The organism is Paenibacillus taichungensis, from assembly GCF_003287275.1.
GTDB classification, from domain to species: domain Bacteria; phylum Bacillota; class Bacilli; order Paenibacillales; family Paenibacillaceae; genus Paenibacillus; species Paenibacillus taichungensis_A.
Genome location: NZ_QEVW01000005.1, coordinates 187478 through 214381, shown reverse-complemented (window position 1 = coordinate 214381; position 26904 = coordinate 187478). Strand labels below are relative to the sequence as shown.

The window sequence follows — 26904 nt, the reverse complement described above, 5'->3', positions numbered from 1 at the left end:
ACAAAGCGGGCGGAATTTGTTGCAAGTACGTTTCATTTTACATAATATAAAAAGATACAATTTGTATCATTTTGATGTAAAGGTGTTATTTCATAATAATGAAGGAGGAAGCGGACATGCAGAGGAATACGAAGTGGGCAGCCGTGATTTTGACGGTTGTTGCAGGCATGGGCTGGCTGCTTATGGGCAGTTCAAAACCCAAAAACAATGTTTCCACTGAACAGCAGCCGACTACCGAACGGGCACTTGCCAAGGTGTCCAATGCACCCATCGCATCGGCCGATGTGACGTCCAAGATCGAGTTGCTTGGAAAACCTTTTAAGAAAGCACCGTATGCCAACAATGTCTGGGATTTGCAATTGTACAGAGGAAAAATATATATGGGTCACGGCAACAGCAGTAATTTAGGTGTTTCACCTAATGCGGGCCCAATTCCAGTCATTTATTACGATACAGCCAATCCCAAATTTATAACCCAGGCCGTCACCAATAACAATCCGAGCATCGTTCCTTCGACCAAATTATTCGTAGATGAGGAACAGATAGACATTTATAAAGTGCTGAACGACAAATTGTATATTCCCGGAAATGATTCGGATGGTGAGCAGTGGGATATGGGAAACTTCTACCGGTTAGACGGAGATGTGTGGACAAAGTATCGTAATCTGCCGCTAGGTGTACACGTATACGATTTGGCGTCCTATCAGGGTAAACTGTTTGCGGCGCTGGGTACCGAGCAGAAACCTACTGTATTAATCTCTCATGATCAAGGAGAAAGTTGGCAAAAATTCGCCACTATCAATACGTTTGGCTTCAGGGCATATACGCTATTTGAGATCAAAGGCAAATTATATGCATCAGGAATGATGTATCCTGCCAATAATATTTGGGGAGATAAAACCAATATATTAGAGATTAATGAGAAGCTCGAAAAGAAAGACGTCGTCATCTATGGTAGCAAAATGCTCCCGGGATTATCCTATCAAACGGGCACCGTCCCGTATAATAAAATAGGGAAAAACATTAATTTCAACAATAAGCTGCTTTATATTGTCGGAGGGGTATTCAATGACGGGCAACTGTTACCCAAATCCTTGAATGTCATGACCGACATTAATCAGGCAACACGCGTCATTTTGCCAGATACTCAGGCTCTTCCTACGGATCTGCTGCTTCGGGAAGGGAAGGTTTATGTGCTTACCTACACTCGCAAAAGTGCGAATCTCTATATAAACCGGGTATATCAATCCACAGATCTGAACACATGGAATGAAATTCTCCGTTTTAACCAGGACACGTACGCCAAGTCTTTTGAAGAACACGAAGGTGATTTCTACTTTGGACTAGGCACAGACCCCGATGTTCTATCGACTTCATCAGGCAAACTACTGAGAGTTAATCGCAATGACATCCCTGTTAATTCTAATTAATCGAAAGGAAGATTATGGATTATATACTATGCTTCATCCACATTTTTGGTTACAGAGAGAGCTGTTTAGGTTAATTGTACAGGGCAGGACGAGATCGTAGAACTTCTTAGATGAAGCTACATCGAGCTTGCCCTATTTTTGTGTTCAAGAGATTGTAATGCCTCTTTGATCGGAAATTTGAAAATAAAAATCAGAAACTATAAAATAGAAAGGTGATATTTGTTAACCAACTCACTGAATAACTTCTGTGGTAGAGATACATGAGCATGTGCAATGGAGTATACCTGTTTTCTTCCAACTTTATCGTAGAGGAGCAATACACAATGAATGTACCGTCAGCTTTGTTTAAACCATTTACCTCGGACAAGCTTACCCTGTCCAACCGGATCGTCATGGCACCCATGACTCGTGGATTTTCGCCCGAAGGAGTACCCGGACCAGAGGTCGTGGAATACTATCGTCGCAGAGCGGCCGGAGGTGTAGGGCTGATTATTACGGAAGGAACGGGTATTAACCATCCTTCATCCATTAGTGGCGCGAGCATTCCGCTGTTCCATGGCGAAGAATCATTGCAGGGTTGGGCGAATGTAGTCAAAGCAGTCCATGAGGCAGGTGGCAAAATCATGCCACAGTTGTGGCATGTGGGTACAGCCCGCCGTTCAGGCGACCTGCCTAATGCAGAAGCTCAGCCGGTAGGCCCTTCGGGAATAAGTATGGCAGGTGAACCTGAGAGAGAACCATTGTCAGAAGACGAGATCAAGGGCCTTATCCAGTCGTTTGCCCAAGCGGCAGCAGATGCGCAGCGCATCGGTTTCGATGGTATTGAGCTTCACGGGGCTCATGGCTACCTGATTGATCAATTCTTCTGGGAGCACACCAATCGTCGTACGGATAAATACGGAGGCGATCTGACACAGCGTACGCGTTTTGCTGTTGAAGTTATTGAAGCATGCCGCGCTGCAGTAGGTCCTGACTTCCCGATCGTACTTCGTTTCTCCCAATGGAAAATGGGGAACTACGACGCACGGCTGGTGAAAACACCAGAACAACTGGAGCAATTCCTTGCACCACTGACAGCTGCAGGCGTAGATATTTTCCACTGCTCGACACGTCGATTCTGGCTGCCGGAATTCGATGGCTCAGAGCTGAATCTTGCAGGCTGGACACAGAAAATAAGTGGCAAACCGGCGATCTCTGTTGGATCAGTAGGACTCGAAGCGGAATTCGTGGACAGAGCGAACGAAAACCAGGGAACCGGTGACGCTCATCTGGATCTGTTGAACGAGAAAATGGAGAATAATGAATTCGACTTGATCGCGTTGGGGCGTGTACTGCTGAGTGATCCGGAATGGCCAAACAAAGTTCGTGAAGGACGCGAGTCCGACATTGTCCCTTTTACAACAGAAGTGCTGAAAACACTCTATTAAGAGAAGCTTTAGGGTAAGTGCCAAAACAACGAAAACTGAAAACAAACCTGATGCCGCCGAAAGGCGGCTTTTCGTATGATCAGGTAAGCAGGTCATTAGGGGTTGCCTGTTTTTCTGTGACACTGTTTTTCTGTTACAATATGTAGTACATAGAGGGGTGAATGACGTGCTGGATACGATTGATAGCCATATTTTGCGGCGCTTGGCCCAGAACAGCAGAATCTCGTACACTGATCTGGCCAAAGAGGTCGGTCTTTCAGGGGTAGCAGTTAAGGAACGCATTGAACGTCTTGTAAATCAAGGGATTATTGAGCAATTTTCGATTGTAATCAGTGCCGAGAAGCTTGGGAAAAAAATTTCTGCTTATCTTGAGCTGGAGGTTGAACCCAAACATTTGGACAAGATTGTGGCGGCGCTGAAAGAAAACGAGCGGGTGGCAGTGCTTTATGAAATGACGGGGGCTTGCGTCCTGCACACCCACATTCTTGTGGAGAGCATCGAGGAAATGGAGTGCTTCATGAACGAATCGATTTACTCTCTGGAAGGGCTGGTTCGGGTGGAAAACCAGATTTTGTTGAAGCGTCACAAAAACCAGGATGGATTGAATATTTAACGAACAAGAACCGTCAGGCCCGAAGACCAACGGTGCTTGTTTAATTCCTTTGCAAAAACAGGAGAGAGTGGCTATTCCGTCTTGGACAGTTTTGCCCGGTAGAAGGTTACGAAATAATCGCTGACTTCTGCCGACTTCTGATCGTTCAATTGAATAGGCGCCGTCAATTTGATCGTTTCCTCATTAAACGTAGCCGTTGTGGCACCGATTTTGGCCGAGAGCGTATTGCCGTTATATTGAATGGTGATCATTTTTGTTGCGGGCTCCCATCCGATGTCTGCCCCGAATTGTTCAAAACTGGTGCGCAGCAGTGTGCGCTTCTGTTCTTTTTCCCCGAAGATTTTTTTGTTGATGATGCCATGAATGCCCCAGTTACCGTCAACAACCTGCGTAATTCCGAAATCCGTTGAAACGGACATCAGTGAATATGCTTCATCTTCAGTTAAATCCATGCCTCTCATCAGAAAAGACTTCGTTTTGTTCGCTGCGTCCTTCATCGCTTTATCCAGGGAGGACTGCTTGAAAATTTCTGTCTGTGCATTCTCACCCAGTTCGGCCAAATGGTTCGCGTAGCTGAAGCCATGAACAACCCATTCGTTTTCATTCTCAAGAAGTGGGAAGTTGAGCGCCTTCAACTTGTTGTCCAGCGCCGCTTTTTTATGCAGAATGAGCTGGATATCCCCGGTCACGGATGTTTCAATCGCCGTTCCGTTCAATTCGGAATCACCTTGACCTGCGTGCGGATCACCCACAGAAAGCAGTGCTCCAGGTACTGATACCGGATAATACATCGTTGCCCCTTCAGTTACGCGCCAATCGTCGATATTCCCGCCATAATACGATGGTGGAACGGAATCGACAACATCAGCTTCTTTGGGAGCCACGCTCATTGTGCCAAAATGCAGCCGGACAGGAACGTGAATGCCTTTTAGCACATCATGGTTCTCTTCCACCGTCGAGTGATCAACGATAACACCCGGATAATCTATGGTTGGATGAACAGTGCCGCTCGGATCGGTCTGCGGTGTCCAGCGATAACTGTACAGTGCCTTGGCGTAATCATTGCCACCTTTTGTCTCCATTTCATATATCGTAACAACCTCACGTGTATTCGGCGTTTCTTCCATCTCACCATATAAAAGGCCCCAGTTTGCGGCTACATTCGAACCAAAGGTTTTACCGGCATATTCCCCGTTTCCGCTAGGGCGCAGCTTCATGTCTAAAATCTTCACTTCAAGTACATCGCCAGGTTCAGCACCCTCGACTGCAATCGGTCCCGTCATGATATGTACGCCAGGTCCACGATCTGCCTCGTTTTTTTTCGTTTCGCTCCAATGGAAAATATCTTCTGCGCCGGCATCGCCTTTGATCATGCGTTCATAATCATCGCCGGAGTGATGCGTAACAGCTTCCACCGTGACGATATCCCCCGAATTAACCGTAAGTACAGGATCACCTTTTCCGATATTGCCCCAGCGTACGTTTTCCGATTTTGCTTCAAGATAATGTGTCTTCGGAACGTTTTTGAATTGATTCGTGTCAGCATTTGCAACATAAGAAGCTGGAATCACTAATAATACAGCAGATAACGCAGAGGAAACCTTCCATTTAAACCGGTTATTCATTAGACAATCACTCCCATTCGATATAATGTCATTTTACTTAACATGATATGAGTCAAAGTATAACAGATGTATTTTAGGTTAACAATATAAAGTTTTTATTTTATTTTTTATATTTTTCTAAAGCTATTTGTTCAATATTCTTAAAATTATTAGATATCCAAATTGAAATGCTTGATAAACATTAGCTGTTTTTGGTCTTCCTATAATAATAATTTCAATATATGAAAAATTCACAATAGAAAACATTTTTCGCACCGCATACACTTTTTCTCATCCCCTCCAATCACACACGCCCAAGGAATAACACCATGAAGTACCACACTTTAATCCCAAAAGGGGATTTTTTTTTTGCGTCATTCAGGCTACTACTTAAGAATTTGTACTCGACCCATCTCCATTTTGAAAATGATGCACCTTATGATAAGGTTATGCCTGAACCACATTCAGCCTGAATGACAACAACGTTTAAGGAGGATGACCATCCTTGTATATTGATAATCGCAAGTTAAAACATAAACACATAAACACGCTTCAAATGTTGTTCCTGCTATGCGGAATAGTGCTGCTCTTATCTGCATGTGGACAGTCCCAGAAGCCTTCCTCGTCAGAGCCAAATAACCATAATGCCGGAACGGAAACCAATGCGAACTCAAACACAGGTGCAAACGATCAGGATAATAATCAGGATGATCAACAGAATACAGTACCTCCGAAGGAAGAGAAGGATCCGGTAGAAGAACAGCTTAATCAACTGTCTCTGGATGAGAAGATTGGACAAATGATTCTCGCGGGTGTTCAGGGAACCACTTTGGATGCTCAAGCGAAACAGATGATCACGAATCAGAAGGTGGGAGGGATTATTTTCTATGCAAATAATTTCTCGACTGTGCCAGGAACAGCAAAGTTCGTACAATCCATTAAGGATGCCAATCGTTCCAATCCGGTTCCTATTTTCATGAGTGTGGATCAGGAAGGTGGCAAAGTTAGTCGAATGCCGGAAACGGTAGTGACCATACCTTCCAATGGGAAAGTGGGCAAGACGAAGGATGCAGATTTGGCTGAAACGATGGGCAAATTGTTGGCAAGACAAATTGAGCTGGTAGGCTTTAACGTCGATTTTGCACCGGTGCTGGATGTAAACAGTAACCCGAATAACCCGGTGATTGGGGATCGTTCATTTGGAAGTTCAGCCAGTCTGGTATCGCAAATGGGTATAGCCGAGATGAAGGGGCTGCGCAGCGAAGGGATTATTCCTGTGGTGAAGCATTTTCCCGGTCATGGCGACACGTCAGTGGACTCCCACTTGGATCTGCCTGTCGTGAACAAAACAGAAAAGCAACTTGCCCAGCTGGAGTGGATTCCGTTTGAGGCAGCGGTGAAGGAACAGGTGGAAGCGGTTATGGTAGCCCATATTCTGTTTCCGAAGCTTGATCCCAATCATCCGGCCTCCTTGTCGGACGTCATTATTGGTCAGCAGTTGCGTGGCAAATTCAAATATGACGGTGTGGTCATCACAGATGATCTGAGCATGGGCGCAATCGCCAAAAATTATAAGCTGAACGATGCTGCCGTAGCGACGGTTCAGGCAGGGAGCGATATTCTGCTGGTAGCTCACAGTTATGAGAGTGCCAAGACTATTTTTGATACGCTGAAGAGTGCGGTGAAGTCCGGGAAGATTTCAGAATCTCGAATTAATGAAAGTGTATATCGAATTCTGGCTTTGAAACAGAAGTATAACTTGTCCGATGAGGAGCAGCCGTCTGGAGATTTGAAGCAGCTGAACGCTGACATTGTGGATTGGCGCAAGCAGGTCGATGCCCGATAGTACCCACCTGTGTTATGATTTTGGAAAGAGAATTGCATATTCCATTATGACAGGTTAGAGGTGAGATCCTTTTTATGTATACGATAATGATTATTGAAGATGATCCGAAGATTGCGGGCCTACTTCAATCCCATATCGAGCGATATGGTGACAGGGCCGTTGCGGTTGAGGATTTTGAGCAGGTCGTTCAGCAGTTTGAACAAATGAAGCCGCATGTCGTGCTGCTGGATATCAACTTGCCGAGTTACGATGGCTTCTATTGGTGTCGCCAAATTCGTTCCATCTCCACATGTCCGATTATTTTCATCTCCGCCCGGAGTGGCAAAATGGATCAGGTCATGGCGCTTGAGAACGGTGCGGACGATTATATTACGAAGCCGTTTGAGCATGAGATTGTCATGGCCAAAATTCGAAGTCAGCTGCGCCGGGTGTATGGCGATTACGCTGCGCGTCATGAAGAACGCAAGGTGGAATTGGATGGACTAACTGTTTATCTGGAAAGATTGGAGATGGAGCTCGGCGACCGCAAGATACAGCTGACCAAGAAAGAAACCATCCTGCTGGAGACGTTGCTGCGTCGCAGTCCAAAACTGGTTAGCCGTGAAACCATCTTGGAAAAACTGTGGGACGATTCCTTTGTGGATGATAATACACTTAGCGTGAATGTGACCCGCGTGCGTAAACGATTGACTGAGCTGGGAATTACAGATGCGCTGGAGACAGTGCGAGGTTCAGGTTATCGACTCAACAGTAATTGGAAGGCATCGTCACCCTCATGAAGTTGTTTATCAAAGAACATATTCTACTGACTTGTTGGGTGATCGTTGTGCTGCTCACCGTGGTTGCGGTCTTCTGGTACGACGGCTATGACCACTGGTTAACGGCCACGTATGCGGTATCTCTGGGGCTAGTCCTATACGCAGCCTATCTCATTTATCGGTATCTGTCCCATCGCATGTTCTATTCCCGGATGTCACATCGAATGAATGATCTGAAAGAATTTGTTCCATTGAATGAGCCCGCGCCCTTGCCGCAGGCATTGTCAGAATTGCTGGACTCACAGTACAGTCATTATCATGCGCATCTGCATCGTCTGGAACAGCGTCAACAGGAATACCTGACTTTTATGAATCAATGGGTTCATCAGATGAAGACACCTTTGTCGGTCATTGAACTTACGGTTGAGGATCAGGAGGATGAGGATCCCCGTTTCATCAGCATTCGAGAGGAAGCAGACCAGATGAGACGAGGGCTGGAAACCGTGCTGTACATGGCGCGGCTGGAGACATTTGAACAAGATTTCAGTGTGGAGCCAGTATCCCTCAAGGCGGCTGGGGAAGAAGCCATCCATGAGCTGAAACGGTTCTTCATTCGCAATCACGTGTATCCCGAGATGAAAATTGATTCTGCGTTAATGGTCCAATCAGATGCGAAGTGGATTCGGTTTGTCCTCGTACAGCTGTTATCCAATGCCATCAAGTACTCTTCCGGGGGAAACGGGCAAAAGGTAACCATCCAGGCCCATGAATCCACACGATCCATTATTCTTGAAGTGAAAGATCAGGGAGTGGGTATTCCCAAGTCGGATCTCAAACGAGTGTACCAGCCTTTTTTCACCGGAGAGAATGGGCGTCACTTTAAAGAATCTACGGGTATGGGGCTATATATTGTTAAGGATGTCCTGACACGAATGAACCATCGAATTGACCTTACATCCGTTCAGGGAGAAGGAACCACTGTAACCATTACATTTGAAATCTAAATATAAAATTCATAAGCGGAATGAAATGAGAAGACGTCTGGTGCCCTGACAGGGATCGGCGTCTTTCTCGTTTTCTACATAGTAGAGGATGATTGTTGGACAGCGAGACCTATATAACCTTACAAGAATGTCATGAAGATGAAAGGTTAATCCATAGGAGAATGGTCGAAACTTCGATAGACTGAAGTCAGAACGTAGAGAACGACCTCGAATTGCGATGAAGTTCAGTTCAACTTGGTTTAATTCAAATTCGAAAATCTAAAAGGAGCCATTAACCTATGGAGATATGTTCAGTGAAACAGATTAGCAAAATTTATAAAGGGATCGTGTCATACGAAGCCTTATCAGGAATTGATCTCAGTATTCAGGAGGGTGAATTCGTTGGCATCATGGGTCCATCCGGCAGCGGCAAAACAACGTTGCTGAACATGATTTCAACTATTGACCACCCTACTTCAGGGGAATTGCAGATTGCAGGTAAGAACCCATTTGAACTGAATCACGATGAACTGGCTCTGTTCAGACGCCGAGAGCTGGGGTTTGTATTTCAGTCGTTTAACCTGCTCAACACACTCACGGTAAAAGAAAACATTGTCCTGCCGCTTACGCTGGATGGAGTACCGGTTGAGGAGATGAATGAACGTGTTGATCGACTCGCAGAGAAGCTGGGCATCGCATCTCTTCTGAACAAACGCACGTATGAAATCTCCGGAGGTCAGGCCCAGCGGACTGCAATCGCACGAGCCCTGATCCATTCTCCCAAGCTGGTGCTGGCCGATGAGCCTACAGGAAATCTCGATTCGAAGGCAGCACGTGATGTAATGGAGATGCTGGAACGTCGCAACCAGGAAGATCGGGCCACCATGCTGTTGGTCACGCATGACGCTGTTGCGGCAAGTTATTGCAGCAGGGTTGTATTTATTAAGGATGGACGACTGTACAACGAAATTCATTATGGAGATAACCGATCGACGTTCTATCAACGAATCATCAACGTATTATCCCTGATGGGAGGCTCAGGACATGAATTTTCGCCAGTTCGCCATTAATAACGTTGTTCGGAACAAACGAATTTACTTGGCCCATTTTCTGAGCAGTACGTTTTCCGTCATGATCTTTTTTACGTATGCATTGCTCTTGTTTCACCCGGATCTGAAGGATGGACTGAAAGGTTCAAGTAATACAGTGACCATGCTTGCGAATCAAGGGTTTCTAATTGCAGAGATTATTATTTTCATCTTTTCGTTTTTGTTTCTGCTCTATTCCGTAGGTTCATTTCTAAAGACACGTAAAAAAGAATTCGGCATATTTCAAATCATCGGCATGACTCGTAAACAGATGAACCGACTATTATTTATGGAGAATATGTGTATTGGACTCGCCGCCATTGTGGCGGGCGTTGGATTAGGAATGATTTTTGCCAAGCTGATCCTGTTGATCTGCGGTTCCATGCTCGCTGTGGAAGAAAGTCTCCGATTCTATTTCCCATTAAAAGCAATCGCACTTTCTGTCGGAGCATTTCTGCTGTTGTTTGTTGTGATTGCGCTGAGCTCATCGCTGCTGATGCGAAAAGGGTCATTGATTGACCTTGTAAAATCAGAGGAAAAACCAAAACCCGAGCCAAAGGCTTCTCGTCTTTTAGCACTTCTCTCCGTCATACTCATTGGGGGTGGATATGCGGGTGTATTTGCTTTTGTATGGATCACATACTCTTTCCCTTTGCTGCTTGGTAGTGTTGTTTTGGTTATTGCAGGCACATATCTGTTATTCACCCAACTTAGTGTGTATGCCATTCGTGCGCTCAAAGGCAATAAGCGTTTGTTTTTCCGCAAAACGAATTTGCTGTTTCTTTCCGAACTTACCTATCGAATGAAAGATAATGCTGTCATGTTTTTTATGGTAAGTGTGATCTCGGCTTCTGCCTTTACGGGCATTGGTACGATGCTTGCGATCGCTGATCCGGGATTATCATCCATGACAAATCCATATGCGTTTACTTACCAGAATTCATGGGAGACCTCCAGTGCAGAACGCCAGATCAGGAAGATCGAAGAGACTTTAATTGATAATGAAGTTCCGTATCAGAAAGGAAGTTATATTCCGCTATTTGATGGCGAGGGCAACTATATTATCAAACTAAGTGAGTATAATCATCTTGCCAAGGCACTTGGTTACAAAGAGCGAACTTTGGAGAACGTCAACGACTCGTTTATGACTCCGGGTAATCTTACAAGTCGCAAGACGTTACGTGCATTGGTCGGGCAGGGTTCAACTCAGAAAAATATCGATATAAGGGTTGGAGAAACAAATAAAAAGATACGTCTAACAACTCCTGAGACCGAGATCGTCATCCCAGTTGAATATACAAGGGAAGTGTATGTGGTTTCCAATGAGCTGTACGATAAAATGAATAAGGAATTTAAGAATGAAATCCAAGCGGATGAAAATTTTTATTTCGATAAAAAAACTCAATTTGTTGTGACAGATTGGATGGGAACGCGGAAGTTTGCTCCTGATCTGATCGAATCCATTCAAAATGACTCAGATGGTCAGGGCTACTTTGAGATCAGCGCTCTCGTGCTGGATTGGCTTAATTCCAAACAAACCAATGGTATTATCCTAATTCTAAGTGGATTGATTGGCATTGTCTTTTTCACCTTTGCTGCAAGCTTTACCTACTTCCGGTTATATGCAGATCTGGAACGGGATGAAGAGCAGTATCGCATGATTGGTAAGATGGGACTGAGTCGACCGGAGCTTCGCAGCATTGTAACCAGACAGCTGGTATTGATGTTTTTCCTTCCAATAGCATTAGCCATAATCCATAGCTCCGTTGCATTTGTCGCATTGCAGCAGTTGGTTGATTTCTCCGTCATGGGTTATACTTTGCGCATTTTCCTCGTATTTGCATCCATGCAGATTCTATTTTTCCTGCTGGTACGCTGGCGCTATCTGCGTCATATGTATGCCAAATTAATCTAATATAAAGAGGTTGTCCGATAAGTCATGATTAAGACTTATCGGACAGCCTCTTTTTCGTGTTATTTTGAACTAACGAACCGGAAACACCTTATTCGCTCTCATTTATACCGTTCTGAATTGTAACGAATCCTAGTGACGTTATTTAATTAGTTACGTCGCTTTTTAGGCTCTGACGAGCGTTTTGCATCGAATAACGTCACTGAAGTTCGTTAAAAGTGGCATGCCTTCAGAATCCGCCTTTTAAGGTGCGGAGGGTTCGTTAGCGTCTGGCAAGTTTGGTGTATTACCCTAAAAGAATCAGCCATGCAGCCAAACCTGCCGAAATGAGAAGCCCTTCTGTCATAGCCCCGTTGACTTTTTCCACCAAAGCAAAGTACTATTTTAATAGATACAATATGTATCATTTCAGTGTAACTGAGTCTTGAAATGACTAAAAACATTATCACCATTGAGTTTTCTAGCCTTTCTAACGGAGAAGGAGGATTACATTGAGCATAACGATGTCCCGTGGACAAGCTTATCTGCAACGGCTGAACGACGAACGGAATGTATGGCTGGATGGAGAACGTATTCGCGTAACAGAGCATTCTGCCTTCCGGGGAACCTTACAAACGATTGAAAGTCTGTTTAATCTGGTAGAAGGGGCGGACACGAGAGAAACAGTGGCTTATTGGGATGAGCAGACGAATGGATATGTACATCAGGCTTTTCGAGTACCCCGTAATGCTCAGGAGATCAGCAGCAGGGCGGCAGCCTTTCGATTGTGGTCTGATCGCACCTACGGGGTAATGAGCCGTCTCTCGGATTACGCCCGATCCCGCCTGACCGGATGGTACGCCACACGGGATGCGATGGCTGTATATGACCCGGCATATGGAGTTAAAATCGCTGCCTATTATGATGAGGCAAAACGTAAAGATGCCTTCCTGACCATTGTCCAGCGTGACCCGCAGATTAACCGCGCTCTGCCTGTTGGGGAAGATGAAGATGCAATGCTCAGAATCATTCGTACCAATACAGAGGGCGTTGTCCTTCGTGGTGCGAAGATGGTGGCGACTGCTGCTCCATATGCGGACGATATCATTGCATATCCGATTCAGCGAATTCCTGGACATCGCCCGGAATTGGCGCATATGGTTATTGTGGCAGCAGGAAGTCCAGGATTACATATGGTATGTAGAGAATCTTTTGCAACATCAGATTCAGATACCGCTCATCCGCTCAGTAGTCACTATGATGAGATGGATGCTGTATTATTTTTTGACGACGTATTTGTACCTTGGGAACGTGTACTGTTGCACAACAATCCGGAAGCGGTATGGCAGATTCGCTGCAACGTGGCATCCTCCAGTCTGGCTTACCATCAGAGCATTATTCGGCTCCATTCGAAGCTGGAATTCATTACAGCCATCACGTCTTCCATTGCCAAGGAGATTGGAGTCGACTCCTTCCTAAACGTACAGGAACAGCTTGGGGAGATGATTAGCCAGATGCATACGATTGAAGGACTCATCATCGCATCCGAGGCACAAGCTGCGCCGGATGTTCATGGTAACTGGCTACCAGGATTCAAGTATATCGAAACAGCCCGTAATCTGGGGAACCGTTATTACCCGCGCGCTGTTGAGATTTTGAAGACTATAGCCGCAGGTGGCCTTATTCAGATCCCTTCCGGGAAGCTGGAGCTCGATGGGAGTATCAGCTCCATGATGAACAAGTATCTTGGAGGCGTAACGATGCAGGCACCGGAGAAGATTCGGTTATTCCAGCTCGCCTGGGAACTGACAGGAAGTCCGCTGGGAGCCAGACATGATCTGTATGAACGTTTCTATGCCGGTGACCCTGTACGCAATCAGGCGAGTCAGTATGTGCAATATGATAAGGACCGATTATATGATCGGGTTGAACCCTGGTTACGTAGCAAGTGATGAATGGTACTGAAACTTTACTTATTTTAGCTTTATATTTGAAGCTCTGGCCTGATGCCCGGGCTTTTTATTTAGGTTATCTTTAGAAATGGTTTAGATTGATTTAAGAGACGTAGTATATAGTAGTAACGTATAGACATATGAACAATAAACGGAATGTACGGATACGAATTCGAATGAAAACTGAATTTATTGAAACAGGAATGAGAGGATTCACATGAGATACACACTATTAATTGCAGACGACGAACCTGAAATTGTGGAACTGCTTCAGCTATACCTCGAGAAGGACTACAACATTGTGACGGCCGTTAATGGAGTAGAAGCGCTAGAGTGTATCCGTTCAACTCAGATTGATCTGGTCATACTGGATATTATGATGCCCGTGATGGATGGACTCCAGTTGATCAAACAAATCAGGTCCACACATCATATGCCTGTTCTTTTCTTGTCGGCCAAGAGCCAGGATCATGACAAAATCCTTGGACTCGGATTGGGTGCCGACGACTATATCTCCAAACCTTTCAATCCTTTGGAAATTGTCGCCAGAGTGGAAGCTTTGCTCAGAAGAGTCAATCAATTTGATGCACCTGACATGCCTGCTGCCAAAGAGCTGAATCTTGTGCTGGGTGAGCTCAGGCTTGATCGATCCCAATGTATCCTTTTTCGTTCGGGTAAACCTGTGACATTGACCTCTACAGAGTACAAAATCGTGGAGCTTCTGCTTGAGCAGCCAGGCCGTGTCTTCACCCGTAAAAAAATATACGAAGCCGTCTGGGGAGATTATTACGCTCACGAGGACAGCACGATAATGGTACATATCAGTAACATTCGGGAGAAGATCGAGAGCGACTCCAGACAACCGGAATATTTAAAAACGATAAGGGGACTGGGATACAAAATTGAAGCGCCCATGGAAAGCTAGAGAAAAGAGACTATTGCAAACGTCCCTGACACTGGACTTTTTGCTGTTTAACTTCTTTTTGTTGTTACTGGTAGCCATTGTGTACATTATCATTAATCTGGATGTGGTCGATTTCCGCATTTCGGATCAGGTGGTTGATCCTGATCTGAATGTGGAGGCACATGTGTATGTGACAGAACTGGAGAACGGATGGTTGTCCGGTAGTTCCAATGAGGCCAACAATACCGAGATTCAGCGTCTCAAGGATAGCGGAGGATGGATTGAAGTGCTGGATGCGGATCGGAGGGTCATTCGTTATATCGGGGACAAGCAGGATACGTTCACTCAATACAGTGAAGCTGAGCTATATGCTGGACTCGAAAACCGAAACGAACAGCCGTATTACTACTCCATTAGTCCACTTTCAACTGAGGGAGCTGCAAAGTACGTTTTGCTGAAGATTCCGCGTGACTTGGTCAGTGTACGTATTAATGATAATCAGCTGATTACCAATTTGAAGCATCCGTTATCGTTCTACATTATGATCGGGATCGGGTTGGTCTTGCTGCTGATATTTGTATACAGCTATTGGGTCGCCCGGCGAATCAAAAAGCCGCTAAGTATTCTCTCTCTAGGTCTTACCCAGATGATCCAGGGGAATTATAGTACGCGCATGTCCATTACGGCAGAGAGGGAATTTGTCCAGATTGGAGAAACATTCAATTATATGGCTGACGTCATTGAGAATACATCTGCGGAGAAACGTTATGCCGAAGAGAGCAAGCAGCGACTGATTGTGGACCTGTCACATGATCTCAAGACCCCGATCACGAGTATTCAAGGATACGCCCAGGCTTTGGTGGAAGGGCGGGGGGAAGATAAGGACAGGCAGCAGCGATATCTGGGATATATCTACAACAAGTCTGTTCAGGTCGCACGCATGATTCAGAATATGCTGGAATTGCTCAAAGTGGATTCACCTGACTTCCGTATGCATATCCAACAGCGGGAAATCGGCGAGTTTGTACGTGAGATTATGGCCGATACGTATGGTGAGATTGAGCAGAACCATTTTGGTTTGCATGTGCTAGTCCCAGATGAAGAGATCTATGCAAGATATGATCCAGAACTGTTGTCCAGAGTGATTCAGAACCTGATTACAAACGCCTTGTCCTACAACCCTCGGGGGACGGAACTGCGTGTGGAGTTAATCCCACTGGACAATCATGTGGTTATTGAGGTCGCTGATACCGGTGTGGGTATCCCTCAGGAGTTATGGGCAACCATCTTTGATCCCTTTGTACGCGGGGATGAGGCTCGTACGGGAACCGGGGGTACCGGGCTTGGACTGGCCATTGCACGGCGGAACACCGAGAAAATGGGTGGACGATTAACACTTTCCCGACGTGGAAGGGAGACGACGGTGTTCACTATACAGATTCCGAAATAAAGAACCGACATAAAGGATAAGGTGGACATAAACATGTCATTCTGATCACCATTTGCAAAGTGCTCATATAGAAAAGGTTAAGTGGAGGGGAAACTTTTTGTTCAAAGTAAATTCGTTTGTACGTTTCAGTATTGCACTGGCACTGATACTGATTAATATCTATCTGTTATCACGCGTCAGCTTTATTTTCCAACCGCTTGTTACCATGCTTACGGTGATTACCGTGCCGATGATGCTGTCCGTATTCTTTTATTATCTGCTGCGGCCGCTCGTCAATTACATGGAGAAAAAGAAGCTGAATCGCACACTTAGCATTCTGCTAATCTATCTGGTGTTTGGGATACTGTTCGCCCTGTTTATTATAGGGTTATGGCCTTCACTACGCGAGCAGTTGATCAATCTGGTAGAAAACGCACCAAATTTAATCAATTCACTGAGTTTGCAGCTTAAAGAGCTGGAACAGAACGGCGTCATTACGGCTATGTTCCCGGAAGGATCGACCCCGTTTTCGCAGATTACGGATTACATTAACAAAGGCTTTACCTTTGTAACGAACTATGTGAGTGGATTCTTCTCACTTATCTCAAGCTTTGCGATTGTTCTGTTCACTTTCCCGATCATTTTGTTCTACATGTTGAAGCAGGGAGAGAAATTCGGCCGTAAGCTGGTGCACATTGCACCAAAACGCTTCCAAAAAGACAGTCGTGACGTGGTACTTGAGATCGATCAGGCGTTAAGCGGTTTTATTGTGGGACGAGTTCTCGTGAATCTGGCACTGGGTGTGCTGATGTATATCGGTTTCCTGATCATCGGTCTCCCGTATGCACTGCTGTTAACCGTAATTGCGGTAATTATGAACTTTGTTCCGTTTATCGGGGCAATCCTTTCCTCCGTTCCTATTGTCATTATGGGACTGGTGGTATCCCCATCGGTTGCGATCTGGTCACTCATTATTATTCTGGTAGCGCAGCAAATTCAGGATAATCTGGTTGCACCGTATGTATTCGGCAAAAAACTCGACATTCATCCACTTACCACCATTATATTGGTGCTGGGTGCAGGGGACCTGGGCGGCATAATTGCCATTCTGATCATCATCCCTGTCTACATGATCGTAAAAATTATTTTGGTTCGAATCTATCAGCTATTCTTCAAGGACAAATGGCAGAATGCTTAAACATTTATAAATGATATAGAAGGAGTGGAAATCATGTCTGAAATCATCCCACAACCATACACTGAACCTGAGTATATTGAGCCACAATCTGTTCAAATGGGCGCCATTCATATTTCCAACGATGTAGTTTCCAAAATAGTTGGCATGGCCGCCCAGACTACAGAGGGAATATCCTCCATGTCTGTTGGTCTTACCGAAGGAATCGCCAAGAGCATCAGCGGAAAGAGCTTGCAAAAAGGGATTGACGTTGTGATCAAAGATGACCAGGCATCTATCCAATTGCGAATCAATGTTCAATTTGGCAGAAAGATGCATGAAGTCTGTCAGGAACTTCAACATAATGTGCAGCAAGCAGTGGAGCAATTAACAGGCATTATGGTGAATGAAATTAAAGTTCAAGTGGTAGGCGTGACCATGCAGGAGCAGGCTTAAAGCAGAACGAGCAGAACGAGCAGAACGAGAAGAACGAACGAATGGAATTCAGTCGTAAGCAGGTAGTGATATCCTGTGTAAAAACACAAAACAGCACTTTCCCATTAGCTGCATAAATGGGAAGGTGCTGTTTTGTGTTTGCGATAATACGTAGGGGCTTCGCCCATAACTTTTTTGAACATTTTCGAGAAAAGCAGCTGGTCGGCATATCCGACGGAACGGGAGATATCCCCAATGGTCAAAGCCGGGTCCAACGTCAGCTCAGCCGCCCTGCGCATGCGGTAATTGACCAGATAAGACTGAATGCTGGTGCCCATCTTGTCTTTGAAGAGAGAGCACAAGTAGCTGCGCTGCAAGCCAACATGAGAAGCAATGGACTGTACTGTGATGGTATTGGCATAATTAATCTCAATGAAATCCATTACCTGAGTGACATAAGTTTCTTTTGTATAGTCCTGGAGCGGAATAGGTCTGTCCTCACCGGCTCGATCAATCAAAATGGAGAAAAACTGAAAGAGCAGTCCCGTCATGCTGATCTCCCATCCCTTATGGGTGTTGCGAGAGCTAATCATGCGGTGCAGACAGGAGCGCATCTCGTCATCGTCATTGCCCATTTCAAAGATCGGATGGTGCTCAGACAGGCAAGCCTGCTGTAATAACGAAGGGCAGGTGCTCCCTTGGAAAGCAACCCAGCTATACTCCCACGGATCATTCTGATCTGCTTCATAGTGAACGACAGAATGGGGCACGATGAGGAACCCTTGGCCTTTGTGCAGCGTAACCTTTTTTCCTCCGACTTCGAAGGTGCCTTTGCCGTCCAAAATGTAATGGATTTTGTAATAATCCCGCATGGCCGGGCCGAAGTGGTGACCGGGTGCGCAAGCTTCCGTGCCGTAATGAAGGAGCTGAAGCTCCTGAAAGTGACTGTTTTTGCACATATACGTAATCAAGGCTATTCACTCCTGTTTATGAGGTCGTTATACCTTGCATTTTAACATATAAAAGGTGAAAAGGGATCGTTTTATGAATATCATTTGATGAAGATACCAATCATTTTTCCATATCGTTGTAGTGAAATGCCATATCGTTTTACATGGAAAGTGTCTAAGATGAAAGGGTATTCAATAACTTTTACAGGAAAAGAGAGATTAACCATGCCCTATACTGCGAGTGAACAACGATACAGTGAAATGAAGTATGCCCGCTCTGGCAAAACCGGAATTAAACTGCCGCAAATAGCACTAGGCTTATGGCAGAACTTCGGTGGAAACCGCACCTTGGATATTCAGGAAGAGATGATCCTGCGCGCATTTGATCTGGGGATTAACCATTTCGACTTGGCCAACAACTATGGACCACCTCCAGGATCAGCCGAAGAGAATTTTGGTGTCATTATCAAAAAACATCTGCGTCCGTACCGCGACGAACTGCTCATCTCAACCAAGGCAGGTTATCATATGTGGAACGGTCCATACGGCGAATGGGGTTCACGCAAAAACCTGATTGCCAGTCTGGACCAAAGTCTCAGCCGGATGGGACTGGATTACGTAGATATTTTCTATCATCACCGCCCAGATCCGGAGACACCGCTCGAAGAAACGATGACTGCGCTGGATCATATCGTTAGACAGGGTAAGGCTCTGTATGTAGGCTTGTCCAACTATGATGCCGAACAGACGAAGGAAGCTGTGACCATTTTACGTCGTCTTGGAACACCTTGTCTGGTTCACCAGCCAAACTATTCGATGCTGCATCGCTGGATTGAGGATGGTTTGCAGGATGTGCTGGATGAGAATGGCGTAGGATCGATCGCATTCTGTCCGCTTGGCCGCGGACAGTTGACGAATAAATATGTGGACAAGATCAGGGAAGAGCGCGCCAATCCAACAGGCAATCTGAGAAAAGAAGCCTATACGGACGAACGGATCGCCAAGTTCGAAGCACTTCAGGCTGTTGCCGAACGTAGAGGCCAAACGATCTCCCAGTTGGCGCTAAACTGGATTTTGCGTGGTAACCGAGTTACTTCCGCTCTGATCGGCGCAAGCCGTGTGTCCCAGATCGAAGAAAACGTAGCCGCACTTCAGGCACCAGATCTGACGACAGAAGAGCTGAATGAAATCGAAAGTATCTTGGATGGCATCGGGAACTACGCTTGGTAAGATTGTAACGAAGAGATACGACTATGTAGATTCAGCGTCATGTCTACAATGATTGAATCAATCTATATGTTATAGATATGTTGAGATAACTAAGGTGTCTTCCTGTAGTCGGGAGGACACTTTTTTGTCTTACTTATCATCCTTTATATGTAGAGATAGACCTTTTAGAGCTTCGTTTTAATTGACCTGTGTTTATTTTTTTCTAAAAACTATTTCATATCATAGCACCAGGTCCTAGGATTTAGGGTATAATATATAGATGCTATACATTTGAAATATGAAGGAGAGGCTCCATTTGAATTTTCAACAGTGGATTTCGCCTGAAACCTATAACCTGACATCCGAGATGGAGAATCACCCGTCGGATCGGGTTGCACTTAGATGGCTAAGCGATCATAAAGAATTGGAAGAGATCACTTATGGTGAGTTATTCAAGCAGGCCAATCGTCTTGCTGGAGGTTTGCGTGATCTTGGTTTGGAGAAGGGTGACCGGGTGCTGGTCATGGTACCACGCCGAATTATTGCCTATGTCATATACATTGCCTGCCTGAAACTGGGCATTGCTGTTATTCCTTCTTCCGAAATGCTGCGTGCGAAAGATCTTGAGTATCGTCTTCGGCATTCCGAGGCCCGTGCTGTCATTGTCTGGTCCGAGACCACTGCCGAAGTTGAAAAGATAAATGCAGATCTGCCAGCATTGGCACATCGCATCGTTGCATCACCAAATGGTGATGATAGTGTACCTGGAGAAGGCTGGGTCAATGTACACCAGTTAATGAAAGACCAATCCGATTCGATGGCTGCGGTGGAAACACATCGTGACGATATGGCCATTCTCGCATATACCTCCGGTACGACTGGCAATCCAAAAGGCGTAGTACATAGTCATGGTTGGGGTTACGCCCATTTGCGGATCGCTTCATCGTTATGGCTGGATATTCAGCCTTCGGATACGGTATGGGCAACGGCAGCACCGGGATGGCAAAAATGGATTTGGAGTCCGTTCCTGTCTGTACTCGGAAGAGGGGCGACCGGACTGGTCTACAATGGATCATTCCAACCCAAACGTTATCTGGAACTGCTGCAAGAGCATCAGATCAACGTCTTGTGCTGTACGCCGACGGAATATCGGTTAATGGCCAAAACAGACGATCTGGGTCATCATGATCTGTCCGCACTGCGCAGCGCCGTGTCTGCTGGTGAACCGTTAAATCAGGAAGTAATTGAAATTTTCCAGCGTCACTTTGACCTGACGATCCGGGACGGATATGGACAAACCGAGAGTACGCTGCTTATCGGCAGCTTGAAAGATGCTCCCGTACGAATTGGTTCTATGGGGCAGTCCATTACACCAGGCCTTATTGAGATCGTCAATGAAGAGGGACAACTTGTACCTGCTGGTGAAGTAGGAGATATCGCAGTGCATAAGGATATGCCAGCCTTGTTCCGTGCTTATTATCAAGATGAGGGACGGAAGGAAGCGAATCAGCGTGGGGATTATTTTGTAACTGGTGACCGCGCACGGAAAGACGAAGAAGGATACTTCTGGTTTGAAGGTCGCAGTGATGATATCATTATCAGTTCGGGTTACACGATTGGACCGTTCGAGGTGGAAGAAGCGTTGATGAAACACGCCAGTGTGAAGGAATGTGCCGTTGTCGCAAGTCCCGATGAGATCCGTGGTAATGTGGTGAAAGCATTTGTTGTGCTGAGAGACGAGTCTCTCGCATCACCAGAACTGGCACGTGAACTGCAAAATCATGTGAAGGAATGGACAGCACCTTACAAATATCCACGCAAAATCGAGTTTGTAACTGATCTGCCGAAAACAAACTCCGGTAAAATCCGCCGAATTGAGCTGCGTGAGCAGGAAAAACGCAAGGTTTAAATAATTACGTGTACACAAATAGTTGGAAATATCAGCATAAGTAGTGAAGGGGAAGGAATCGACTCTGAACATTCAAATATGAAACAGGAGTGAACACAACCATGAGTAATTTTGAACAAACCTTTGAAAAATCGTTGGAACAATACGCAGAGCTGGTTGTCAAAGTCGGCGTAAATATTCAGAAAGGACAGGATCTGCTCGTAACGGCACCCATCGAAACATTGGAATTCACCCGTCTGATCGTACAAAAAGCGTATGCAGCTGGTGCCAAGTACGTACAGGTTGATTTTGATGATGACAATATTACACGCAGTCGTTTTGAACATGGTTCTGACGATAGCTTTGATTATTACCCCGCCTGGAAGGCGGAAATGATGGAGAAGTTTGCAGAAGCAGGCGGGGCTACCCTCACGATCAAAGTACCTGACCCTGAATTATACAACGGCATTAATTCCGACAACGTTTCGCGTGCAACCAAAGCGGCAGCTCATGCACGTCGCGGATATTCGAAATATACGCGTAACCACGAAATTAGCTGGTGTCTGATCAAAGCGCCAACCAAGGCGTGGGCGAACAAAGTGTTTGCCGACATTCCAGAGGAAGATCGCATTAACGTGATGTGGGAAACCATCTTCAAAATGAACCGTGTCGATGGCGGAGACGCTATTCAGAACTGGAAAAAACATTTGGACACCTTGAATGCCATGAGTGATTTGCTGAACAAGAAAAACTATAAAAGCCTGCACTACCGCGCACCCGGAACGGATTTGAAAATCGAGCTGGTGAACAACCACATCTGGGGTGGTGGCGGTAGCGAAAACAAGCAAGGTGTGTATACCGTTGCGAACATGCCGACAGAAGAAGTATTTACAATGCCGAAGCGCAGTGGAGTCAACGGATTTGTCAGCAGCACGATGCCGCTGAACCTGAATGGACAACTTGTAGACCAGATGAGAATTACGTTCAAGGATGGACAGGTTGTTGCGTTTACAGCAGCTTCGGGTGAAGAGCATCTGAAAAACCTGTTTGCCACCGATGAAGGTGCACGTTATCTTGGCGAAGTGGCCTTGGTGCCACATGATTCCCCAATTTCCAACTTGAATCGTATTTTCTATAATACCGGTATTGACGAGAATGCATCCTGCCATCTGGCCGTCGGAAGTGCATATCCATTTAATATGAAAGATGGTACGACGATGTCTAACGAGGAATTGCTGAAACATGAATGCAACGTTAGTCTGACCCATGTGGACTTTATGATCGGCTCTGCAGAGCTCGACATTGATGGTGAGTTGCAGGATGGTACGGTGGAACCTGTATTCCGCAAAGGGAACTGGGCATTTTAATTGGTAAAAACAAGGCAATAAGTTATAAACAAAAGCGACTTCAACATTGAAGTCGCTTTTGTTGTTTTTGGCATCCACAACTTTGAATGATTTATAGTGGCTTAACGGGTACACATATTTCGCAATAATCCAGAAGAAGCAGATCACCCGCATACCTTTCTATAATGGGTTTGTTGTCCATGATACAACCATTGCTCTGCAAATACGGGAAAATCTCGGTCCAGGCTTGCTTCACATCTTCTGCTGTATGTTTGACTTTGCAAACCAGATATTGCCCGCCAGGAAGTTCAGCTTCTTCAAGTTGGGGAGTCGACTCATCCAGGCAGTAATCCTCTGATATGACAATACAAGCATCATACCTGCATTGAGAGGGGAGGGTGGTTTTCGGGTTATCCTGCGGAATGCCGAACAAGATAGTCGACCTTGTAAGCAAGCCTTTGGATCTTGCCCAGGTCTTCAATGTTTCCATCGCGTGGTTGTTAGCAGGACCATACGGACCCACTTGTCGTACATAAGCAATTCGGGAGGTTGGCAGGTTTTCGATGTGGAATTCCATTGCTTTTCATTCCTTTCGTTACGGTTATGGGTTACATCTCGAATGCTATCATGGTATAAAAAAATATTCATATGTATTTTTGGGAAAGAGAGATCGTAGGACTTTAAGTCTATTTTCAGTGTTAATGGGTTACTAGGACTTGTGGTATTCTTGTTTCCGCATCAGCAAACACTTAGAATTGAAGATATAATCATGACATTAGAAGCGTAGCTGAGAGTTAGGGGGAGAAGAATTGCAATGGATATCACCAGAGATTTTACGGACGAACTTTTTAAGCAATGGGTGCTGGTGCATTTCTGCGATAATCGAGAAACCATTCAGTCAAGCGATATCGAAACCGTAACATCACTATCACTCGCAAATCAAAATATTTCCAGTCTGGCAGGACTAGAACACTTCAGTATGCTGGAAGAGCTGGATTGCTCGTATAATCAATTAACCGTGCTGGAAATAAGCCGTAATCCAAACCTGAAAATGCTGATTGGCAAAGAGAATCTACTTCTGTCACTAGATTTGAGTGCAAATACGGAGCTGGAGTTTCTGGATTGCAGCTTTAACCGACTTCGAGCTTTGGATGTAAGCAACAACCCCAAGCTTGTGAAGCTGGAGTGCCATTGGAATATGCTGTCGAGGTTAAATCTGGATCATAATCCTTCTTTGAAGGAACTTAGCTGTAGCTATAACGCATTTTTTACGCTCGAACTGCATCACAATAAGCTGCTGGAACGGCTCGATTGCTCCAACAATTACATATCACATCTGGATGTCTCAAGCTGCATGAACTTGCTGCAAATCCGGTGCAATCATAATCATCTAACCGAACTGGATACGTGTAACAATCCGAAATTGGAAAGTGTTAGATGTTTTAATAACCATATCTCGAAGTTGGACCTCCGTCAGAACGAGCAGCTTCAGGAGCTTTATTGTTCAGAAAATAAACTAACCGAACTTGATTCTGAAACCCACTCCAGATTGGATAGAATTCAGTTTGGGAACAACCTGATCATTGAACCGGACATTAGCGTTTCGGGGGTAGGAATCTTTCAGTATGATGTTTCGATGTCATACTATACAGCTATTTTGACGTACAAGGGAGAAGATATGGTCATTACTACTGATGCTTCAACGAAAGTAGCTATGGATCAGTTGTCTCCAGTGATCGAAACGGCCTGGAAACAGTTCGACGAATTATGTGAGCGAACGCTTCAGGTTATAGGGAAGACACATCCGGACGAGGATGTAAATGGATTGGTACTGGCGGACATGGTATTTCAGGAAGGTGGCTGCTTCAGAGTAGGTTATGATGCGGGTGATACACCTGCTGGACGGCTCTATCTGTATGCTTCGTTTAACGAAAAATTGGAAATTTCTGATTCGCTTATCTATGAAACGTATTAAAGCCACGAGAACGTGGCTTTTTTGTTTATAACTTTTAGTTATTCGGCATGCATTTTGTTGAAGCTGACATATTCGTTAATCGGTTTGCGGTATCCGCGCGGACGTTGTTTGCTTTCTGACTTTTTGCCGATTGTAATTAGCATGGCCGGTACATAATGGTCAGGAATATCCAAGCTCCGTTGTAACTCTTCCGCGTCGAAGCCAATCATGGGGCAGGTGTCCCAACCACGATCCTGAGCGATCAGCATCAATTGCATCGCTGACAGACTGGCATTACGAATTGCATCTTCCCTCTGGAAGAACCTCCCACGCGTTTCATAAAATTCGATGACGCTCTGCGATTCTTGCTCGTATTGGAAGGGAGTCATCGCACCAAGGTTCAGCAGGCCCTCATTGATTGTGCGGATGTGATGGTGTGCGTTAACATCGCCGAGGACAACAATGACCGCAGAGGCGGTTTTAACTTTATATTGCTGGGAAGCTTCATAGATTTTTTCTTTCTGAGCCGGGTCCGTCAGCACAAGATAGTGCGTATGCTGGAGGTTAAAGGCGGAAGGTGCGAATTTGTTCAAGGCAAACATTTCTTGCAATTCCGACTCTGGAATCTCAATTCCTTCTTCAAAAATAACGGCCGACCTACGGTTTTTGACTAGATTCTCCAATTCACTCATGGTGGTTTCCCTCGCTTATGTATGATTTATAAACTGACTATAACACACTAAGTTACTTTATGTAAGTATTATTTTTGAATAAGACAAGATCTGCCTGCCATACGATAAAATAAAACAGAAGAGGTGATTCATGAAAACATTCATCACAAGGTACAGAGCTGGAAAGTCGCGAAATGAATTTCAGGTATACGTCATCGAATCATCCACGCTGAAACGTTTTTTTGTGGTGGAGATGGTGCTGGGTACCATCGCGTACAATGTTGCACTTTTTTGGTTTCACAATGCAATTCTTGCTGGTGTAGGTTCTTGGGCTGGAACGGAAAGTTTAAAGAGACTGCCACTCGTATTCAAAAAAATATCAGGTCGACAGGAAGGTTCAGGCAGCATGAGCACGTTCTTTACTTAAGGAATAGGACGGCTTAGGGCTCCAGCTCTCTTTTTCAATCGCAAGGGACACCAGACACGTTATTTCCTGAAATGCTCCAAAAAACGTTACATATGGCCAAAACCCCGTTATAACGTGTCTGAGGTTCCTTAGCATTTTACATCGCTTCAATCTCTCATACACGTCTCAACTTTGTTATACCCCATGTCTTCTGCTGCTCCAACCTCGAACGAGGAGAGAGAGGCACCATTTTTAAATAAGTCAGGCGGCCAGTCATCTCACCATCGTACCCCGCAAAAAAATTTCGACAATCTCCTTACCTAAATTCAAAGTGGAATCATGTTCTCTTAATGTATCTTCCTTGTTGCCGATGACCATCATTGTTGAGAAAGTTTGCGCGAGAAGCATGGAATTGTTGCTTCGAAGAAGGTTATTATCCATCGCATCTTTAAAGTAATGAGCCAGCTCTTCGTAAATTTTATTTTCCGCTGCTCTGATTTCCTCGATCTGTTTCTCACTCAAATATCTCTCCGCATCTTTGAGCAGGGTCTCAATCTCCGCATGAGGATTAGCTAACCTTGCTTCTGCCACATGTAGCAGTCCTGTTTCCAGATTGTCAGCTTCTCTTAATAATCGTGACGTAGCTTGGTGCACATGTTTAAACATGGTCGTAACCGCGATCTTAAAAAGTTCCGGTTTACTGGTGAAGTGATAATAAATGGATGGTTTAGACACATTACAAGCTTTGGCGATCTGTTGGAGTGAAACAGGTTCATACCCATGCTCCATAAAGAGTTTGGCGGCTGTTTGAAGAATTATTTCTTGTACGGGCAAATTATCTTCTGCTTGTTTGGGTCTTCCTGGTGAGCGTTGTGATTCTATATTCATTTTCATCATTACCTCCGTGAATATTTTATGACAAATTATCCATTGAATAAGATTAGAC

Annotated in this window: 23 protein-coding genes; 18 read left to right on the top strand and 5 right to left on the bottom strand. The window is 45.1% G+C overall.

Features of this window, described 5'->3' with window-relative positions; translation table 11 throughout:
* Positions 1-116: 116 nt before the first annotated feature.
* From DC345_RS06125 to DC345_RS06115, 3 genes are all read left to right on the top strand, one after another.
* A complete protein-coding gene (locus tag DC345_RS06125; RefSeq protein ID WP_113052352.1) occupies positions 117-1430 on the top strand; it encodes a hypothetical protein in 1314 nt (437 codons plus the stop codon).
* A 323-nt stretch (positions 1431-1753) separates the two neighbouring features.
* The gene (locus DC345_RS06120) at positions 1754-2857 is read left to right on the top strand and encodes an NADH:flavin oxidoreductase (protein ID WP_113052351.1); all 1104 of its coding nucleotides are present in this window, start codon (positions 1754-1756) and stop codon (positions 2855-2857) included.
* A gap of 166 nt (positions 2858-3023) precedes the next feature.
* A complete protein-coding gene (locus DC345_RS06115; RefSeq protein WP_113052350.1) occupies positions 3024-3470 on the top strand; it encodes an Lrp/AsnC family transcriptional regulator in 447 nt (148 codons plus the stop codon).
* A gap of 71 nt (positions 3471-3541) precedes the next feature.
* Here the strand turns inward: DC345_RS06115 and DC345_RS06110 are convergent, their stop codons facing one another.
* Positions 3542-5095: an acetamidase/formamidase family protein gene (locus DC345_RS06110; RefSeq protein WP_113052349.1), complete on the bottom strand. Its 1554-nt coding sequence runs from the start codon at positions 5093-5095 to the stop codon at positions 3542-3544.
* A gap of 484 nt (positions 5096-5579) precedes the next feature.
* Here DC345_RS06110 and nagZ point away from each other — a divergent pair, with 484 nt between their 5' ends.
* The 10 genes from nagZ to DC345_RS06060 all read left to right on the top strand — a co-directional run bounded on the left by nagZ (position 5580) and on the right by DC345_RS06060 (position 17555).
* Entirely contained in the window at positions 5580-6920 is a 1341-nt protein-coding gene (nagZ, locus tag DC345_RS06105; RefSeq protein WP_258530572.1) for a beta-N-acetylhexosaminidase, read from the top strand.
* Between the two features lie 74 nt (positions 6921-6994).
* Positions 6995-7699, top strand: coding sequence for a response regulator transcription factor (locus DC345_RS06100; RefSeq protein WP_064638808.1), 705 nt, complete (start codon positions 6995-6997; stop codon positions 7697-7699).
* Positions 7696-8682 (top strand): sensor histidine kinase, encoded by a 987-nt coding sequence (locus tag DC345_RS06095; RefSeq protein ID WP_113052348.1) that lies wholly within the window; start codon positions 7696-7698, stop codon positions 8680-8682. Before DC345_RS06100 ends, DC345_RS06095 begins: the two co-directional genes overlap by 4 nt.
* Positions 8683-8960: 278 nt before the next feature.
* Positions 8961-9731: an ABC transporter ATP-binding protein gene (locus tag DC345_RS06090; RefSeq protein ID WP_113052347.1), complete on the top strand. Its 771-nt coding sequence runs from the start codon at positions 8961-8963 to the stop codon at positions 9729-9731.
* Positions 9706-11664 carry an FtsX-like permease family protein gene (locus tag DC345_RS06085; RefSeq protein ID WP_113052346.1) on the top strand — a complete coding sequence of 653 codons (1959 nt, stop codon included), beginning with the start codon at positions 9706-9708 and terminating at the stop codon, positions 11662-11664. The genes DC345_RS06090 and DC345_RS06085 overlap by 26 nt, the downstream gene beginning before the upstream one ends.
* A 500-nt stretch (positions 11665-12164) precedes the next feature.
* Entirely contained in the window at positions 12165-13592 is a 1428-nt protein-coding gene (locus DC345_RS06080; protein WP_181586533.1) for a 4-hydroxyphenylacetate 3-hydroxylase family protein, read from the top strand.
* Between the two features lie 217 nt (positions 13593-13809).
* Positions 13810-14517 carry a response regulator transcription factor gene (locus DC345_RS06075; protein WP_113052344.1) on the top strand — a complete coding sequence of 236 codons (708 nt, stop codon included), beginning with the start codon at positions 13810-13812 and terminating at the stop codon, positions 14515-14517.
* Positions 14495-15946, top strand: a complete 1452-nt coding sequence (locus DC345_RS06070) for a sensor histidine kinase (RefSeq protein ID WP_113052343.1) — start codon at positions 14495-14497, stop codon at positions 15944-15946. Before DC345_RS06075 ends, DC345_RS06070 begins: the two co-directional genes overlap by 23 nt.
* A gap of 97 nt (positions 15947-16043) precedes the next feature.
* Positions 16044-17123 (top strand): AI-2E family transporter, encoded by a 1080-nt coding sequence (locus DC345_RS06065; protein WP_076291048.1) that lies wholly within the window; start codon positions 16044-16046, stop codon positions 17121-17123.
* 33 nt (positions 17124-17156) lie between these two features.
* Positions 17157-17555, top strand: coding sequence for an Asp23/Gls24 family envelope stress response protein (locus DC345_RS06060; protein WP_113052342.1), 399 nt, complete (start codon positions 17157-17159; stop codon positions 17553-17555).
* 104 nt (positions 17556-17659) lie between these two features.
* Here the strand turns inward: DC345_RS06060 and DC345_RS06055 are convergent, their stop codons facing one another.
* Positions 17660-18505 (bottom strand): AraC family transcriptional regulator, encoded by an 846-nt coding sequence (locus tag DC345_RS06055; protein ID WP_113052341.1) that lies wholly within the window; start codon positions 18503-18505, stop codon positions 17660-17662.
* 204 nt (positions 18506-18709) lie between these two features.
* Between DC345_RS06055 and DC345_RS06050 the strand changes: the two genes are divergently transcribed.
* From DC345_RS06050 to DC345_RS06040, 3 genes are all read left to right on the top strand, one after another.
* Positions 18710-19714, top strand: a complete 1005-nt coding sequence (locus tag DC345_RS06050; RefSeq protein WP_113052340.1) for an aldo/keto reductase — start codon at positions 18710-18712, stop codon at positions 19712-19714.
* 277 nt (positions 19715-19991) lie between these two features.
* Positions 19992-21602 carry an acyl-CoA synthetase MbcS gene (mbcS, locus tag DC345_RS06045; RefSeq protein WP_113052339.1) on the top strand — a complete coding sequence of 537 codons (1611 nt, stop codon included), beginning with the start codon at positions 19992-19994 and terminating at the stop codon, positions 21600-21602.
* 101 nt (positions 21603-21703) lie between these two features.
* Positions 21704-22948, top strand: coding sequence for an aminopeptidase (locus DC345_RS06040; protein ID WP_113052338.1), 1245 nt, complete (start codon positions 21704-21706; stop codon positions 22946-22948).
* 91 nt (positions 22949-23039) lie between these two features.
* Here DC345_RS06040 and DC345_RS06035 read toward each other — a convergent pair whose 3' ends face one another.
* On the bottom strand, positions 23040-23504 hold the full coding sequence (locus DC345_RS06035; protein ID WP_113052337.1) for an AraC family transcriptional regulator: 465 nt from the start codon (positions 23502-23504) through the stop codon (positions 23040-23042).
* A 237-nt stretch (positions 23505-23741) separates the two neighbouring features.
* Here DC345_RS06035 and DC345_RS06030 point away from each other — a divergent pair, with 237 nt between their 5' ends.
* On the top strand, positions 23742-24902 hold the full coding sequence (locus tag DC345_RS06030) for a leucine-rich repeat domain-containing protein (RefSeq protein WP_113052336.1): 1161 nt from the start codon (positions 23742-23744) through the stop codon (positions 24900-24902).
* A gap of 38 nt (positions 24903-24940) precedes the next feature.
* Here the strand turns inward: DC345_RS06030 and DC345_RS06025 are convergent, their stop codons facing one another.
* Positions 24941-25573: a nitroreductase family protein gene (locus DC345_RS06025; protein WP_113052335.1), complete on the bottom strand. Its 633-nt coding sequence runs from the start codon at positions 25571-25573 to the stop codon at positions 24941-24943.
* Between the two features lie 130 nt (positions 25574-25703).
* Between DC345_RS06025 and DC345_RS06020 the strand changes: the two genes are divergently transcribed.
* On the top strand, positions 25704-25979 hold the full coding sequence (locus DC345_RS06020; RefSeq protein ID WP_113052334.1) for a hypothetical protein: 276 nt from the start codon (positions 25704-25706) through the stop codon (positions 25977-25979).
* A 252-nt stretch (positions 25980-26231) separates the two neighbouring features.
* Here the strand turns inward: DC345_RS06020 and DC345_RS06015 are convergent, their stop codons facing one another.
* The gene (locus DC345_RS06015) at positions 26232-26852 is read right to left on the bottom strand and encodes a TetR/AcrR family transcriptional regulator (RefSeq protein ID WP_258530571.1); all 621 of its coding nucleotides are present in this window, start codon (positions 26850-26852) and stop codon (positions 26232-26234) included.
* Positions 26853-26904 lie beyond the last annotated feature (52 nt).